10 protein-coding genes are annotated in these 14,943 nt (G+C 72.1%); 7 read left to right on the plus strand and 3 right to left on the minus strand.

The features are described from left to right. Window positions 1-2: 2 nt before the first annotated feature. From ACZ3OF_RS25960 to ACZ3OF_RS25990, 7 genes are all read left to right on the plus strand, one after another. Window positions 3-2,036, plus strand: coding sequence for an acetyl/propionyl/methylcrotonyl-CoA carboxylase subunit alpha (locus ACZ3OF_RS25960; protein WP_361673477.1), 2,034 nt, complete (start codon window positions 3-5; stop codon window positions 2,034-2,036). Beyond that, window positions 2,033-2,971 carry a hydroxymethylglutaryl-CoA lyase gene (locus tag ACZ3OF_RS25965; RefSeq protein WP_361673479.1) on the plus strand — a complete coding sequence of 313 codons (939 nt, stop codon included), beginning with the start codon at window positions 2,033-2,035 and terminating at the stop codon, window positions 2,969-2,971. The genes ACZ3OF_RS25960 and ACZ3OF_RS25965 overlap by 4 nt, the downstream gene beginning before the upstream one ends. Before the next feature lie 2 nt (window positions 2,972-2,973). After that, window positions 2,974-4,137: an acyl-CoA dehydrogenase family protein gene (locus ACZ3OF_RS25970; RefSeq protein WP_361439712.1), complete on the plus strand. Its 1,164-nt coding sequence runs from the start codon at window positions 2,974-2,976 to the stop codon at window positions 4,135-4,137. Window positions 4,138-4,623: 486 nt separating this feature from the next. Beyond that, the gene (locus ACZ3OF_RS25975; protein ID WP_361673481.1) at window positions 4,624-8,151 is read left to right on the plus strand and encodes an ALF repeat-containing protein; all 3,528 of its coding nucleotides are present in this window, start codon (window positions 4,624-4,626) and stop codon (window positions 8,149-8,151) included. Continuing rightward, window positions 8,151-8,546 carry a hypothetical protein gene (locus ACZ3OF_RS25980; protein ID WP_361673831.1) on the plus strand — a complete coding sequence of 132 codons (396 nt, stop codon included), beginning with the start codon at window positions 8,151-8,153 and terminating at the stop codon, window positions 8,544-8,546. The genes ACZ3OF_RS25975 and ACZ3OF_RS25980 overlap by 1 nt, the downstream gene beginning before the upstream one ends. A gap of 335 nt (window positions 8,547-8,881) precedes the next feature. After that, a complete protein-coding gene (locus ACZ3OF_RS25985) occupies window positions 8,882-9,379 on the plus strand; it encodes a hypothetical protein (RefSeq protein ID WP_361673484.1) in 498 nt (165 codons plus the stop codon). Window positions 9,380-9,412: 33 nt separating this feature from the next. Next, entirely contained in the window at window positions 9,413-11,608 is a 2,196-nt protein-coding gene (locus ACZ3OF_RS25990; RefSeq protein WP_361673486.1) for a S1 family peptidase, read from the plus strand. A gap of 221 nt (window positions 11,609-11,829) precedes the next feature. Here the strand turns inward: ACZ3OF_RS25990 and ACZ3OF_RS25995 are convergent, their stop codons facing one another. From ACZ3OF_RS25995 to ACZ3OF_RS26005, 3 genes are all read right to left on the minus strand, one after another. Further along, window positions 11,830-13,734, minus strand: coding sequence for an SMI1/KNR4 family protein (locus ACZ3OF_RS25995; RefSeq protein ID WP_361673489.1), 1,905 nt, complete (start codon window positions 13,732-13,734; stop codon window positions 11,830-11,832). Between the two features lie 82 nt (window positions 13,735-13,816). Beyond that, the gene (locus tag ACZ3OF_RS26000; protein WP_467307091.1) at window positions 13,817-14,086 is read right to left on the minus strand and encodes a DUF397 domain-containing protein; all 270 of its coding nucleotides are present in this window, start codon (window positions 14,084-14,086) and stop codon (window positions 13,817-13,819) included. Further along, complete coding sequence (locus tag ACZ3OF_RS26005; protein WP_467307093.1) at window positions 14,055-14,894, minus strand: helix-turn-helix domain-containing protein; 840 nt, start codon at window positions 14,892-14,894, stop codon at window positions 14,055-14,057. The genes ACZ3OF_RS26000 and ACZ3OF_RS26005 overlap by 32 nt, the downstream gene beginning before the upstream one ends. Window positions 14,895-14,943: the final 49 nt, after the last annotated feature.

A 14,943-nucleotide genomic window follows, 5' to 3' on the forward strand; every position in this document is an offset into this window, starting at 1 on the left:
CCATGTTCGACACAGTGCTCGTCGCCAATCGCGGCGAGATCGCGGTCCGGGTCATCCGCACCCTGCGGGCGCTCGGCGTGCGTTCGGTGGCGGTCTACAGCGACGCGGACGCCGAGGCGCGCCACGTGCGGGAGGCGGACACGGCGGTACGGATCGGGCCGCCGGCGGCCTCGGAGTCGTACCTGTCGGTCGAGGCGCTCCTCGACGCGGCGCGCCGGACGGGCGCGCAGGCGGTCCACCCGGGTTACGGCTTCCTGGCGGAGAACGCGGGCTTCGCGCAGGCGTGCGCGGACGCGGGCCTGGTCTTCATCGGCCCCCCGGCGTCCGCGATCTCCCTGATGGGCGACAAGATCCGGGCGAAGGAGACGGTGAAGGCGGCGGGCGTGCCGGTCGTCCCCGGCGCGGCGGACCCGGAGCTCGAAGCGGCGGCACGCGAGTTGGGCGCCCCGGTCCTGCTGAAGCCCTCGGCGGGCGGCGGCGGCAAGGGCATGCGTCTCGTACGCGACCTGTCGACGCTGACGGACGAGATCGCGGCGGCCCGCCGTGAGGCACGGTCGTCGTTCGGCGACGACACGCTCCTGGTGGAGCGGTGGATCGACCGGCCGCGGCACATCGAGATCCAGGTCCTGGCGGACGGGCACGGCAACGTCGTGCACCTCGGCGAGCGCGAGTGCTCGCTCCAGCGGCGCCACCAGAAGATCATCGAGGAGGCCCCGAGCGTCCTGCTGACGCCGGAGATCCGCGAGGAGATGGGCGCGGCGGCGGTCGAGGCGGCGCGTTCGTGCGGCTATGTGGGCGCGGGCACGGTCGAGTTCATCGTGCCGGGCGTGGACCCGTCCTCGTACTACTTCATGGAGATGAACACCCGCCTCCAGGTGGAGCACCCGGTGACGGAGCTGATCACCGGGATCGACCTGGTGGAGTGGCAGCTGCGGGTCGCGGCGGGCGAGAAGCTGGGCTTCGGCCAGTCGGACGTCCGCCTGGACGGCTGGGCGATCGAGGCCCGCATCTGCGCGGAGGACCCCTCGCGGGGCTTCCTCCCGTCGGGCGGCACGGTCCTGGCGCTGGGCGAGCCGCAGGGCGACGGGGTGCGGACGGACTCGGGCCTGAGCGAGGGCACCGAGGTCGGCAGCCTGTACGACCCGATGCTGTCGAAGGTCATCGTCCACGCACCGGACCGTCCCACGGCCCTCCGCCGCCTCCGCGCGGCCCTGGCGGACACGGTCACCCTGGGCGTCCCCACGAACGCGGGCTTCCTGCGACGCCTGCTCGCCCACGAGTCGGTGAAGACCGGCGACCTGGACACGGGGCTGGTGGAGCGGGACGCGGAGAGCCTGGTCCCGACGGGTGTCCCGGACGAGGTGTACGCGGCGGCGGCGCTGCTGACCGCGTGGGGCGCCCGCTCGGCCGGTTCCCGGGGCGAGGCCTCGGCCGCCCCGGCGGGCGCCGGCTGGGCCGACCCCTTCGACGTCCGCAGCGGCTGGCGCCTCGGCGGCACGCCCGCCTGGACCGTGCTGCCCTTCCGTGTCCCCGGCCACGACCCGGTGACCGTCCGGGTGCGCGGCACGGCGTCCGGCGCCGAGCTGCTGCTCGGCGATCCGGAGGTTCCGGCCGCGGCGGTCACCGCCGCACTCGTCGGCAACCCCCCGGTCGGCGGGGAGCTCACCCTGGCCCTCGACGGGATCACCCACCGCCTCCACCTCGCCACCTCCCCCGAAGGGATCTGGCTCGGCCGCGACGGCGACTCCTGGCACGTCCTCGACCACGACCCCGTCCAGGCGGCCCTCACCGGCGCACGCCACGGCGGCGCCGACACCCTCGCCGCGCCCATGCCCGGCACCGTCACCGTCGTCAAGGTCGCGGTCGGGGACGAGGTCGAGGCCGGGCAGAGCCTGCTCGTCGTCGAGGCCATGAAGATGGAGCACGTCATCTCCGCCCCGCACGCCGGCACCGTGACCGAGCTGGACGTCACCCCCGGCTCCACCGTCGCCATGGACCAGATCCTCGCCGTGGTGACCCCCAGGGAGGAATCATGACCACGGGCCTGCCCATGCACGTGCCCGCCCCCGGGCTCCCCGCCCGGGTCCGGATCCACGAGGTCGGCCCCCGCGACGGGCTGCAGAACGAGAAGACCGTCGTCCCGACCGCCACGAAGGCCGAGTTCGTGCGGCGGCTCGCCGCCGCCGGGCTCTCCACCGTCGAGGCGACCAGCTTCGTCCACCCCAAGTGGGTGCCGCAGCTGGCGGACGCCGAGGAGCTGTTCCCGCTCCTCAAGGGCGTGCCGGCCCGGCTCCCGGTCCTCGTGCCCAACGAGCGTGGGCTCGACCGCGCCCTGGCCCTCGGCGCCCGCGAGATCGCCGTCTTCGCCTCCGCCACGGAGTCCTTCGCGAAGGCCAACCTCAACCGGACCGTCGACGAGGCCCTCGCCATGTTCGAGCCCGTCGTCACCCGCGCCATAGAGCAGGGCCTCCGCATCCGCGGCTACCTCTCGATGTGTTTCGGCGACCCCTGGGAAGGCGCCGTCCCCGTCGAGCAGGTCGTCCGCGTCACCAAGGCCCTTGCCGAGATGGGCTGCGACGAGCTGAGCCTCGGCGACACCATCGGCGTCGCCACGCCCGGTCACGTCACCCAGCTACTCCAGAGCCTCGACGAGGCCGGAGTGCCCACCTCCCGCCTCGCCGTGCACTTCCACGACACCTACGGCCAGGCGCTCTCCAACACCCTCGCCGCCCTCCAGCACGGCGTGACCACGGTCGACGCCTCCGCCGGCGGCCTCGGCGGCTGCCCGTACGCCAAGAGCGCCACGGGCAACCTCGCCACCGAAGACCTCGTGTGGATGCTCGACGGCCTCGGCATCGAGACCGGGGTCGACCTGGCCGCCCTCACCGCCACCAGCGTGTGGATGGCCGACCAACTGGGCCGACCGAGCCCTTCCCGTACCGTTCGCGCGCTCTCCCACAAGGAGTCCTAGCCATGTCCCTCGACCACCGGCTCTCCGAAGAGCACGAGGAACTCCGCCGCACCGTGGAGGAGTTCGCGCACGACGTCGTCGCGCCGAAGATCGGCGACTACTACGAGCGCCACGAGTTCCCGTACGAGATCGTCCGCGAGATGGGCCGCATGGGCCTGTTCGGCCTGCCCTTCCCGGAGGAGTACGGCGGCATGGGCGGCGACTACCTCGCCCTCGGCATCGCGCTCGAAGAGCTCGCCCGCGTCGACTCCTCCGTCGCCATCACCCTGGAGGCGGGTGTCTCGCTCGGCGCGATGCCGGTCTACCGCTTCGGCACCGAGGAGCAGAAGCAGGAGTGGCTTCCCCGGATGTGCTCGGGCGAGATCCTGGGCGCCTTCGGCCTGACCGAGCCCGGCGCGGGCAGCGACGCCGGCGGCACCCGCACCACCGCCGTCCGCGACGGCGACGACTGGGTCATCAACGGCTCGAAGTGCTTCATCACCAACTCCGGTACGGACATCACGGGTCTGGTCACCGTCACGGCCGTCACCGGCCGCAAGCCCGACGGCCGTCCGCTGATCTCCTCGATCATCGTCCCGTCCGGCACCCCGGGCTTCACGGTCGCCGCGCCGTACTCCAAGGTCGGCTGGAACGCCTCGGACACCCGCGAGCTGTCCTTCGACGACGTCCGTGTCCCCGCCGCCAACCTGCTCGGCGAAGAGGGCCGTGGGTACGCGCAGTTCCTCCGGATCCTCGACGAGGGCCGGATCGCGATCTCGGCCCTCGCGACCGGGCTCGCGCAGGGCTGTGTCGACGAGTCCGTGAAGTACGCGAAGGAACGTCACGCCTTCGGCCGGCCGATCGGCGACAACCAGGCCATCCAGTTCAAGATCGCGGACATGGAGATGCGGGCGCACATGGCCCGCATCGGCTGGCGCGACGCGGCCTCGCGGCTGGTGCTCGGCGAGCCGTTCAAGAAGGAGGCGGCGCTGGCGAAGCTGTACTCCTCCACGGTCGCGGTCGACAACGCCCGTGAGGCCACCCAGATCCACGGCGGCTACGGCTTCATGAACGAGTACCCGGTGGCCCGCATGTGGCGCGACTCCAAGATCCTGGAGATCGGCGAGGGCACGAGCGAGGTCCAGCGGATGCTGATCGCCCGCGAGTTGGGCCTCGTCTCCGCCTGAGCCCTTCCGCCCCAGGCACCGACGTCCGTCGAGCGCCCGTCGCCCCTACCGGGGGCGGCGGGCGCTCGACGGTTTCCGGCTCGCCCCTTCGTCGCGAATCACGGCATTACGAGGGCTCCTTGGTATTGCGACGCAAATTGGCGAATTGGCCGTACAAAAGGCCGGATTCATGACTTCGGGTCGCACCGGAACCGATTCTTTATCGAGATCACTACAACCTTTTCCGCGAGTGACGCACATCACGACGGCCACCCGGGGGTTCCCCAGCTTCTGCCCCATTTCTGAATTGGACGCGCCCGCCGAGCCCCGATTGCATAAGGAACTTGGACCGCAGGGGCGAGCCGCAAGGACCGGCCCTCCGCCGCGGAGTGCTTCCTGCGCCTGGAGTCCGACTCGGTGTACCGGGTGCGGACGACCGACCACGACAGTCCGTCGAAGGCCGGAAGCACGTCCTGGTCGGGATCAGCGCAGGAGAAGGGGATCGTGATGGCACAGCGCTCACGACAGTTCAGCAGACGTCAGATACTCGCCGCTTTCGCCGGGGTGGCAGCCGGTTGTGCGCTGCCGGAATGCACGGTCCTCACACGTCCCGCGTACGCGGCGACCGGGTCCGGAACCGACTCGGTGCCCGAGGGGTCCGGCCTGCCGGACACCGACCGCGGCAAGGTGGTCTGGGCGTACAGGACGGGCGGCCGTGCCGTCCGCACCGCCGCGGCCGCGGCCCTGGTGGGCAGTGCGGCCGACGTGAGGGCCTTCCTCGACGAGAAGCTGCCCTCGGCCCGGGCCGAGGACAACCGGTTCACGCTCACGCAGTCCCTGGTCATGGCGGGCAGGGCGACGCGCGAGAGCATCGGCGTGGCGTTGTCCGGCGGGACGGCGGCGGTCGAGGCCTTCCTCAAGGACGGTTTCCGGACGGCGGTGCGCGAGGACCTCGAGGTGGCCGTGACCACGGTCATGGCCCACGGTGGCCGTGCCGTGAAGCGTGAGGCTTCCGCCGCGCTGGAGGCCGATTCGGACTTCGCGCTGCGCGCCTTCCTCAGCGGTGGACAGTTCACCGCGCACGAGGAGGACGAGCGTGTGCAGGTGACCTCCATCCTCGTGACCGCTTCGCCGCAGGTGCGGGAGTACGCCTCGCGGGCCCTGGACGACGGATCGCCGAGGGCGATCCGGTGGTTCCTGGAGACGGGCCAGTACATCGCCCGGGCGCGGGACGAAGAGACGGCGACGATCCAGCAGCTGGTCAAGGTCGTGGAGGCGGAGGGCCGCCGCGCCGGCCGGAAGACCGACGAGGCCGTCGAGCTGTCCCAGCAGGCGATCAAGGCCTCCGAGAAGGCGAAGGAGGCGGCGCTGGAGGCCAAGGCCGAGGCCGAGGCCGCCGAACAGGACGTCCAGCGCTCGGCCAGGGCGGCGAACAAGGCCGCGCAGGCGGCCAAGGGCGCTGCCGCCGCCGCGGCGACCGCGGTGTCGGCCTCGCGGACGGCGCAGGCCGCCGCGCAGCGTTCGGTGGCGGCCGCGCAGGCCGCCGCTTCGGCTGCGGCGGCGGCAGGACGCGCCGCGGCCCGTGCGTACCGTGCCGCAATCGGCGCCTCCAAGGACGCGGCGATGGCGGACGCGGCCCGCGCGGCGGCGACGGCCGCCACGGCGATGGTCAAGCTCGTGCGCACCGTGGCCCTGAAGGCTGACCTCGCGGCCATGTCCGCCGACGCGGCCGATGCCGCCGGCGCGGCCGCCGCCAGCTCGGCCCTCAACGCGGCCGCCGCCGCGCGGGCCTCGGCCGACGCGGCCGTGGCCTCCGGCGCCGCACAGTCCGAGGCCGCCGCCGCGCAGCGGGAGGCCGCCGTGGCCGAGGCCGCCGCGGCCAGGGCGACGCAGGCCGCGGGCAGGTCGCGGACCCTGGCCGGGCAGGCGGCCACCGCCGCCCGCGCGTCGCGCGACGCGGCCAACAGCGCCGCCGACCACGCCGAGAAGGCGGCCGCGGCCGCTGTGGAGGCGGCGAACTTCGCCGGCCAGGCGGTCGACTACGCCAACCGCTCGACGACCGCCGCCAACGCGGCCGTCGAGGCGGCGAACAAGGCCGCCGACGCCGTCGACAAGGCACGTGCCGTCGAGCAGACGGCGCGTCAGGCCGAGCTCGCCAGGCTGGCCGAGGAGACCGAGGAGGCGATCGAGCGGGCGCGGCTCGAGGCGAGCGCCGAGACGGATCAGCTCGAACGGTTCAACCGGGAGCGGACGCAGGAAGCGCGCCTGTCCGCTGAGCTGCTCGCGCTCATCGGCTCCGCCGAGTCGGCGCTGGCGGGCGGCAGGACCGCGGAGGCGGTGGCGACCGGGCGCAAGGCGGCGGTCCAGCTCATCGAGCGGTCGGGCACGTGGACCCGGGAGGCCGCGGAGTTCGCGCTGGCCGGCTCGGACGAGGACGTCGTCCACTGGATCGACGCCGACCGCGTCCTCGCGCTGCGCCAGGACAACGTCGAGAACGTCGCGGCGACGGCGGCGATCTCGACGCAGGACGTGGCCACGGCGGCCGCGGCGGCGCTGAAGACCGAGGACCCCGCGAAGGTGAAGGCCTTCCTCGAGAGCGGGGCGGTCCAGGCGGCCAGGGAGGACAACCGGGTCGAGGTGACCACGCTCCTGGCCGACGCCACCACCGGTCCCGCGGTACGGCGTGCGGCCGAGGCCGCGCTGGAGAACGGCACCGCCGAGGCCCTGCACTCCTTCCTGCACATCGAGCGTTACGCGGCCGTCCGCGAGGACGACCGCGTGAAGGCCACCACCCTCCTGGCGAACGGAGGCCCGTACGTCAAGGCGGCCGCCCAGATCGCGCTCGAGGGCACCACGCACATGCTGCGCCAGTTCATCGGCACCACACAGCACGAGTTCGCGCGGCTCGACCACGACCACGCCACGCACATCAGCGCGATCCGTGCGGCGATCGCGGGCGCGGCCAAGGTCGCCAAGGAAGCGCAGGAGGACGCGGCACGGGCCTCCGAGGCGGCGGCCCTCGCACGCGACGCCGCCGACAAGGCGATCGAGTGGTCCAACGCCGCCAAGGGTTACGCGGCCGACGCCAAGCTGTCCGCCGATGAGGCACGCGCGAACGCCGCGGCCGCCGAAGACTCCGCGGCCGACGCCGCGCGATCCGCCGAGACCGCACGTCAGGCCGCAGCGGCGGCGCGCAACGCGAGCCGCGTGGCGCGCAACGCGGCGACGCGGGCCGTGCAGTCCGCCGGTGTCGCCGCGAACTACGCCGCGCAGGCCGCTTCCTCGTCGGCGGCTGCCCGCAAGGCATCGCTCGAGGCCGGGAAGGACGCCACCGCCGCCGCGCAGGCCGCGTTCGAGGCCAAGGTCCTCGTCATCCAGGCCGCGATACGCGAGGCGATCCAGAACGCGCAGGACAATGCGACCGTTCCCATCAACCCCGAGGAGAACGGCCTCCCGGAGGGCGCCGAGAGCTGCCTGACGCCGTTCGGTGACCCGATCGAGTCCGGCAACAGCACCAACCCGTGGGAGCTCGGCTGGAGTTGGCTCACCGGTAAGGGGCCCACGTCGCAGTGCTTCGGTCCGGGCGACGAGTTCACCAGCCTCTACCGTGACCACAACTTCACTAAGGAGGTCATCGCCTTCTTCGCTTCCCGCACTCAGGGCGGGAACTACGAGCTGGGCCACACATACATGTACGACTACACGCTCAGCGGCTTCGACGGTGCCGGCAAGTACCTGCAGGACTACGGGACGCTCTCCACGGCCGGGCTCACCGGAAACCTGGCGTACACGTTCCTCGGCTCGCACCAGGTCCGCATGACGCCCATCCGCACGAACGCCAACGGCTCCGTCGTCTGGCGCTACACCGCGTACAACGAATCGGACATCGAGTCCGCGACGCACCCTCCCGTCATCGGGTACACGGACTGGTGGAGCGACACCGTCGGCGCGTTCGTCGACAAGGTCGTCGGCGACTCCGGGCCGTTGTCGCCCAAGACGCAGGTCATCGAGTTCGACGTGACGCTCGGGCCGTGATGCGCAGGAAGACGAGAGGACGCGGGCTCGGCGCCGTCCTGGCCGCTTCCGCGGTACTGATCTCGGGGTGCATGGGCTCGGTGGACCCCGCCGAGCTGCCCGGCGTGTACCGCGACGACGCGACGGGCGGCGAGCTCCAGCTGGAGTCCGACGGGACGTTCTCCGCCACCGGTGTGTCGACGGACGGGTCCTCCGACCCGGCCGACTTCAGCGGCCGTTGGGAGTTCCGCGACAGCCAGGCGTCCAGCGACTTCATCTACCTGACGGTCGATGACGGTGGACTCGGCAGGACGTCCGGCGTCCAGCTCTACCCGAGCGGAGGGGAAGCGGTGGAGTTCCGTCCCGATCCGGACGGAAAGCCGTCCCTGAAGCTCACCAGAACGCCCGCACCGTAGATCCCGCGGCGCCAGGCACGACGCCCGGCGGCGGAGGCCGGGCCACGGAACATCCGTTCCGTGGCCCGGCCTCCGCCTTTTTCGGCCCCAATTGCCCGACACCGTCCACCGAATGGCACTCCGGGTGAGGAGATACCGATTCTTTACACGGATCACTACAACCAAATGCGCGAGTGACGCACATCACGAAGGCCGCCCGGGGGTTGCCCAGCTTCTGCCCCATTTCTGAATTGGACGCACCCGCCGAGCCCCGATTGCATAAGGAGCTTGAACCGCAGGGGACGGCGGGGAAATTCTCCTGCCGACTCTGACGACTGTCGACTTCTAGGACTGTGATGAAGCCACGCAGCACATTGGCGCGCATTCTGGGCACAGCGACCGCCGCCGGTGCCCTGGCATGGGCCGTATTGTCCGGGGGCCAGCCCTCCGAGACCACCGCCGGACCTGTCGCCGACGCGGCGCCCGGATATGCCGTCGAGGACTACAACTACCCGAAGGCCGACCAGATATTGGCCGAACAGGGCATTCTCCTCAAGCGCGGCGACGGCCACATCGTGCTCGCCGACTGCGCGAGCGAGGCGAACCTGCTGAGGTTCCTCGCCCGCGACCGCGCGGACGTGTGCTTCAAGGTCACCGCCGACGAGGGCTTCCTGACGTTGCAACTCCCGTCGGTGCACGGGGTGAAGACCGACGACTCCGGCAACACCCACCTCGCGATGACCGCCGAGGACGACCGCGTCGAGTACGACATCCCCGCGGAGACCTGGGAGGGCGTCGGTGAGTCCGTCGACGGCCGGGAGCACGTCCTGGTCGAGATCCGCACCTCCAAGTAGCCGCGCCGCCTTGTGATTGAGGTAACCACCCCCATGCATTCCCCCAGACGTCTCCGCCCGGCCGCGCTCGGCGCGGTCCTGGCCGCCGGGTCGCTCGCGCTGTGCGCGGTGCCCGCGTCCGCCGTCACCGGCACTCCGGTCGCCGACTCGGACACCACCTACGCCTACACGGCCAAGGTCGTCGTCGGTGCGCACGACCGCGGCTGCTCCGCCGTTCTCGTGGACACCGAGTGGCTGCTGACCGCCGCCAGTTGCTTCGCCGACAACCCGGCCGTCTCGCTCGCGGTCCCGGCCGGCGCCCCGCAGAAGACGACCACCGCCGTGATCGGCCGCGCCGACCTGGGCGGGACCCAGGGCGCCGAGCGCCGGATCGTCGAGCTCGTGCCGCGCACCGACCGCGATGTGGTCCTCGCCCGGTTGAACCGGCCCGTCACCAACGTGACGCCCATCGCCCTCGCGAGCGCCGCGCCCGCGGTCGGCGCGGAGCTGACCTTCGCCGGTTACGGCCGTACGAAGACCGAGTGGGCGCCGCAGAAGCTGCACACCGGCACGTACACCGTCGACTCGGCCGCCGCCACGTCGGCGAACGTGACCGGCAAGGACTCGGCCGCGTGCATGGGTGACTCGGGCGGCCCGGTGGTCGGCGCCGGCAAGCTCGTGGGCCTCAGCTCCCAGTCCGCGCAGGGCGGGTGCCACGGCACCGACGCCACGCAGACCAGCACCGCGGGCGTCATCGCGCGCGTGGACGACCTCGCCTCGTGGGTGAGCTCCAAGGTGGGCGCCACCCGCATCACCGACTTCAACGGCGACGGCGTCGAGGACATCGCGATCGCCGACCCGGCGGGCACCGTCGGCGGCAAGACCAACGCCGGTCTCGTGCGGATCTCCTACGGCGGCGGCAAGGGCATCGCCGAAATCAACCAGGACCTCGCGTGGGTCACCGGCGACGCCGAGCAGGGCGACTCGTTCGGCGACGCGATCGACACCGTCGACCACAACGAGGACGGCTACACCGACCTCGTCGTCGGCACCACCCTGGAGGACGTCGGCACCGTCGCCGACGCGGGCTTCGTCGACGTGCTCTACGGCGCTCCCGGCGGCCTGGGCACCGGCACACTGAAGGACACCCACTTCGAGCAGGGCGCGGGCGCCGGCGCGATCAAGGCGGCGGTCAACGAGACGGGCGACCGGATGGGCGACTCGCTCGCCGCGGGCACCACCGCCGCCGGCGAGCCGTACATCGTGATCGGCGTGCCCGGCGAGGCGCTCGGCACCATCGCCAAGGCCGGCGGGGCCTTCTACCTGCGCGGCGGCGTCAACGTCGCGATCCACCAGGACAAGGCGGACGTGCCCGGTGCCGCCGAGGCGAACGACGGCTTCGGTACCTCGGTCGCGGCCGACGCCAACCACATCGCCATCGGCGCGCCCAACGAGAACATCGGTGGCGACAACGCCGCGGGCAACCTGGCGGTCTTCAGCCACACGCTGCACGCCGATGGCCACCCGAAGCCGCTGTTCGGCCTGGACCAGGACCTCGAGAACGTCTCCGGCGGCGCCGAGGCGAACGACGACTTCGGCTGGTCGCTCAGCCTGACCGAGTACCGGCCCTCGGGTGCCGCCGCCGCCACCGACTCGATCCTGGCGATCGGTTCGCCCGGCGAGGCCGTGGTCGTGGGCACCGAGAACCGCACCGACGCCGGCCGTGTCGTCGTCGGCCGGGTCACCGCCGCGGGCGTATGGAGCGAGCTGCGCGAGCTCAAGCAGGGCACGGACGTCGACGACGTATCCGGTACGTCGGAGGTCGGCGACCGGATGGGCGAGACCCTGACCGCCGTCAACACCGCGCCCCGCGCGGTCGGCACCACCGCGACCATGCGGCTCGCGGTCGGTACCCCGGGTGAGGCCATCGGCACCACCGCCAACGCCGGTGCCGTCCACACCTTCTCGCTCGTCGCGGCGGCCGGCGCCAACGACCGCTGGCTCGAGGCCGGCGACGGCGACGGCATCCCCGGCACCCCGGGCGCCAACCAGTACCTGGGGCGCAACATGCACTACACCGGCACCAAGCTCTACGTCGGCATGCCGTACGGCCCCGGACTCGGCGCCCTGTACGCCCTGCCGATGTCCAACACGGTCAACGGCGGCACGGTCGCCGCGGTGACCGCGTACAAGCCCGGCACCGGCGGCTTCCCCTCCGTGGGCACCCGCTTCGGCGCCCAGGCGCGCTGACCCCTCGCGGGTAGGCGGCAGCAAGAGCCCCCCAAGGCCTCAGGGCCTTGGGGGGCTCGTTGCTGTGCCCATGTCGTGATGACGCCTGGGAGTTCCCCTCCAGACCGTGTGGCGATGGAGGAGAACGGCGAAGTGCGTGGCTCACACGCTTGTTGCCGTGAGCCGGGAAGCGCCACGGGGCCGTCGCCACGGGGCGGCGACGGCGGGCGGGCGGCGGGGCATCAGGGCCGGTGCCGTACGAAGGTCAGGTAGGCGAAGCCCTCGCCCTCCTGCGGCGCCCGGGTCCACGACCGGGTGGTGAAGGTGGGGAGCCTGCCCCGGGTCAGCGCGAAACGGGGCAGTGAGAGCCCCAGTTCGGTGTACAGGGCCTCCAGCACGCGCAGTTCGCGGTCCGTCTCGGAGTCCTCCGGGCGGCACAGCCGGGCGGGGTCCAGGGCCTCGGGTATCACGCCGGAGCGCTCGACCTCTGCGCCCCGCAGGGTGAACGCGTAACGCTCCTCGCCCCGTTCGGCCACCGAGAGGTGGAAGGCGGCGGGGCGGGCGTCCGGCGACGAGCTCCTCGGCTCGCGCCACACCACCACCGCGCGCCCGGCCGGCGAAGCGGCCTGCGCGGGCGACCGGAACAGGTCGCCCATGAGCCGGTGGGAGTGGCCGTCGAAGGCGAACGCCCACCCCTCGGCCGTGCGGCCTGCGGCGACCACCGCACGGTCCTCCCAGAGTTCCACGCCCTCCCGCTCATGCGGCTTCGGCGCCCGCCGGGACGCCTCACCCGGATCGGTGGGCACGCTCAGCTCGGCGCCTTCCTCGCCGATCAGGGCGGGCAGGCCGGTGGGATCGGTCGCCTCGACCCACACACAGCGGTAGGCGTCGAGCGGTCGCCCGTACATCGCGGGCCCGGTCAGCCAGGCGAGACCCGGCGGGTCGAGATCGGGCGCGGACTCGAGAGCGGGCCCCTTCTCCCCCGCCCTCGGTGTCGCGAGGATCTCCCGCCCCCGCTCCGGGGTGACCAGCGGACCCAGGACCGGATCGGCGAGCAGGCCGAGCGGAGCAACGAGCGAGGGCCCGGGAGCCTCCCACAACGGGAGCGCGTCCCGCAGCACCCGCCACGCGGCGTCGGTCGCACCCCAGCGGGCCGACTCCCGCGCCTCGGCGACGGCGCGGCCCCACGCACCGGCTGGCGCGTAGCGATGGCTGCCGTCCCGCAGCGCGCTCAGCACGCCCTCGGCGGTACTCCGGGGCACCCCACGGGCTTCCATCATGCCCAGCCAGTGGTCGTCCCCGCCCAGCCTCCCTTCACCACGGGCCGGCGTCATGGCATGCACGGGCAGAAGCTCCGGCAGGTACCGCGGATCGGCCACCAGGAGGCCGTAGTCCTGGGCGCCGCCCGGAGCCGACAGGTGCCGGAGCTGGTTGAAGAGGACGGCGCTCCCCGGCCGCCCGAAGGACCGGGCCTCCTCCAGCAGGGCCAGGGCCTCCTCGTACCGTCCGCGCAGGGTCAGCCGGTGGGCCTCCTCCACTCGGGCGTCCTGCGCACGCGTGGTCGCGTTCACGAAGTCGGGTCTGTCCACCCGGTCGGCGTGGAAGCCGCGGTACATGGCCTCCATGTACGCGCGGAACGACGGGTATCGGACCGGGAACTCCCCGCCCCAGCCCTTGTAGACGTAGAGCGCCCACTCGCCGTCCTGGTCGGTGTCACCCGGGTCGAGCAGGGCGTGCGACATGTCGGAGTCCGTCTCCAGCCGCAGCGCCCGCCGCCACATCCCGGCCAGCAGGACGTCCTCCTCGGTCGGATCGTCCCCCAGACCCTCCTCGTAGAGCGCCGTCATGTCGAAGGGATCCCCGAACCAGTCGATGTCCGCGGCGCCGCCGAGCTGATAGATCCCGGCCGGCTGATCCACGTGCCACCCGTCGCTGACCGCCAGGAACTCCCGGTACGAGGGCGGCAGACGCCGCCCCAGCCGCTCCTCGGCCGCGACGATGGCCGCCTCCTCCGCGGCGGGCCGGGCTGGGGAGCCGGGGCCCGTGCCGCCGTCCTCGCCCTCGTCGTCGTCGGCGTCCGCGCGCGGAACCCACTCCTGCTGCCAGCGCCCCAGGAACTCTTGCCAGTTGAAAGGCCCACCACTCATGCCCGCATGGTGGCACCCGGCACTGACACCGGCAGGCCGCACTCCGAGCGTCCGCCGGACGAGGGCGGCCGAACCAGAAGGGCTACCCGAGAAGACCTTCGGCCGTGGCGGTCACGAACGCGGAGAACGCAGCGGGGCTCGCCAGAAAGACGGGCCCTTCGGGGTTCTTGGAGTCCCGGACGGATACGTGAGCGGTGAGGTCGGCGACCTCGACGCAGTCGCCGCCGGTGGGGCCGCTGTGGGAGGACTTGCGCCAGGCGGCGGCGCCGAGGGGGGCGCACTCGATGCACTCGCCGCCGTCTGAACCGCTGTACGACGACTTACGCCACCGCAGAACCTGGTCGGCTCCCATACCGTTCCTCCATCACGCGGGTGATCAGAGCCGCCGAGTCCTCCCGGGAGAGGGCCGAGGCTTGCAGATGAGCGTATCCGACGAAACGTCCCCTGATCACTTGCGAATTGGCGGTCATGTGGCCGCCGCCGTAGACCGGTGCATAGAAGAGGTCAGGGTCACCGTCGAACCGCAGCAGAGTGAACGAGCCCATCATTCCGGCATGCTGGCCGACCGCGAACGGCAGCACCTGGATCTGGATCCATTCGCGCTGCATGCAACCCAACAACCGCTGGAGTTGGCCTCGCATCACCTCGCGCCCGCCGACCTCCAGCCGCAGCGCCGCCTCGTCCAGCACCACGCACAGCACCGGCGGATGCTCCCGCTCCAGGATGCGCTGGCGCTCCATCCGGGCCGCCACCATCTCGTCGAGCCTGTCCGGATGGTCCACGCTCAGCACCGCCCGCGCGTACTCCTCCGTCTGCAACAACTCGTACACCAACTGCGCCTGGTACGTCGAGATATAAGCCGCCCGCGCCTCCATCTCCGCATACTGCTGGAACCACGTAGGCAACTGGCTCTTCAGAACCAGCCCCACCAGCCGCGAGAACAGCCCGCCCGTCATCAGCGCCGCGTCCAGCCGTTCCGAGAACTCGCGCGTGGGGACCTTCTTCGCCGTCTCTATCTGGCCGATCAGCGACGCCGTGCAGTAGACGATGTCGCCCAACTGCTGCTGGTTCAGCCCCGCCTCCTCCCGCAACCGCCGGAGCTCCGCTCCGTAGTAGTCCAGCGGCGAGGCACTCGGATCCAGGCTGCGGATGTTGACCACGACGAGGTCACCCCCAAGCTCACGCATCACTGCGTTCGTTTCGGTTCGT

Source organism: Streptomyces sp. NPDC022552 (assembly GCF_055561875.1).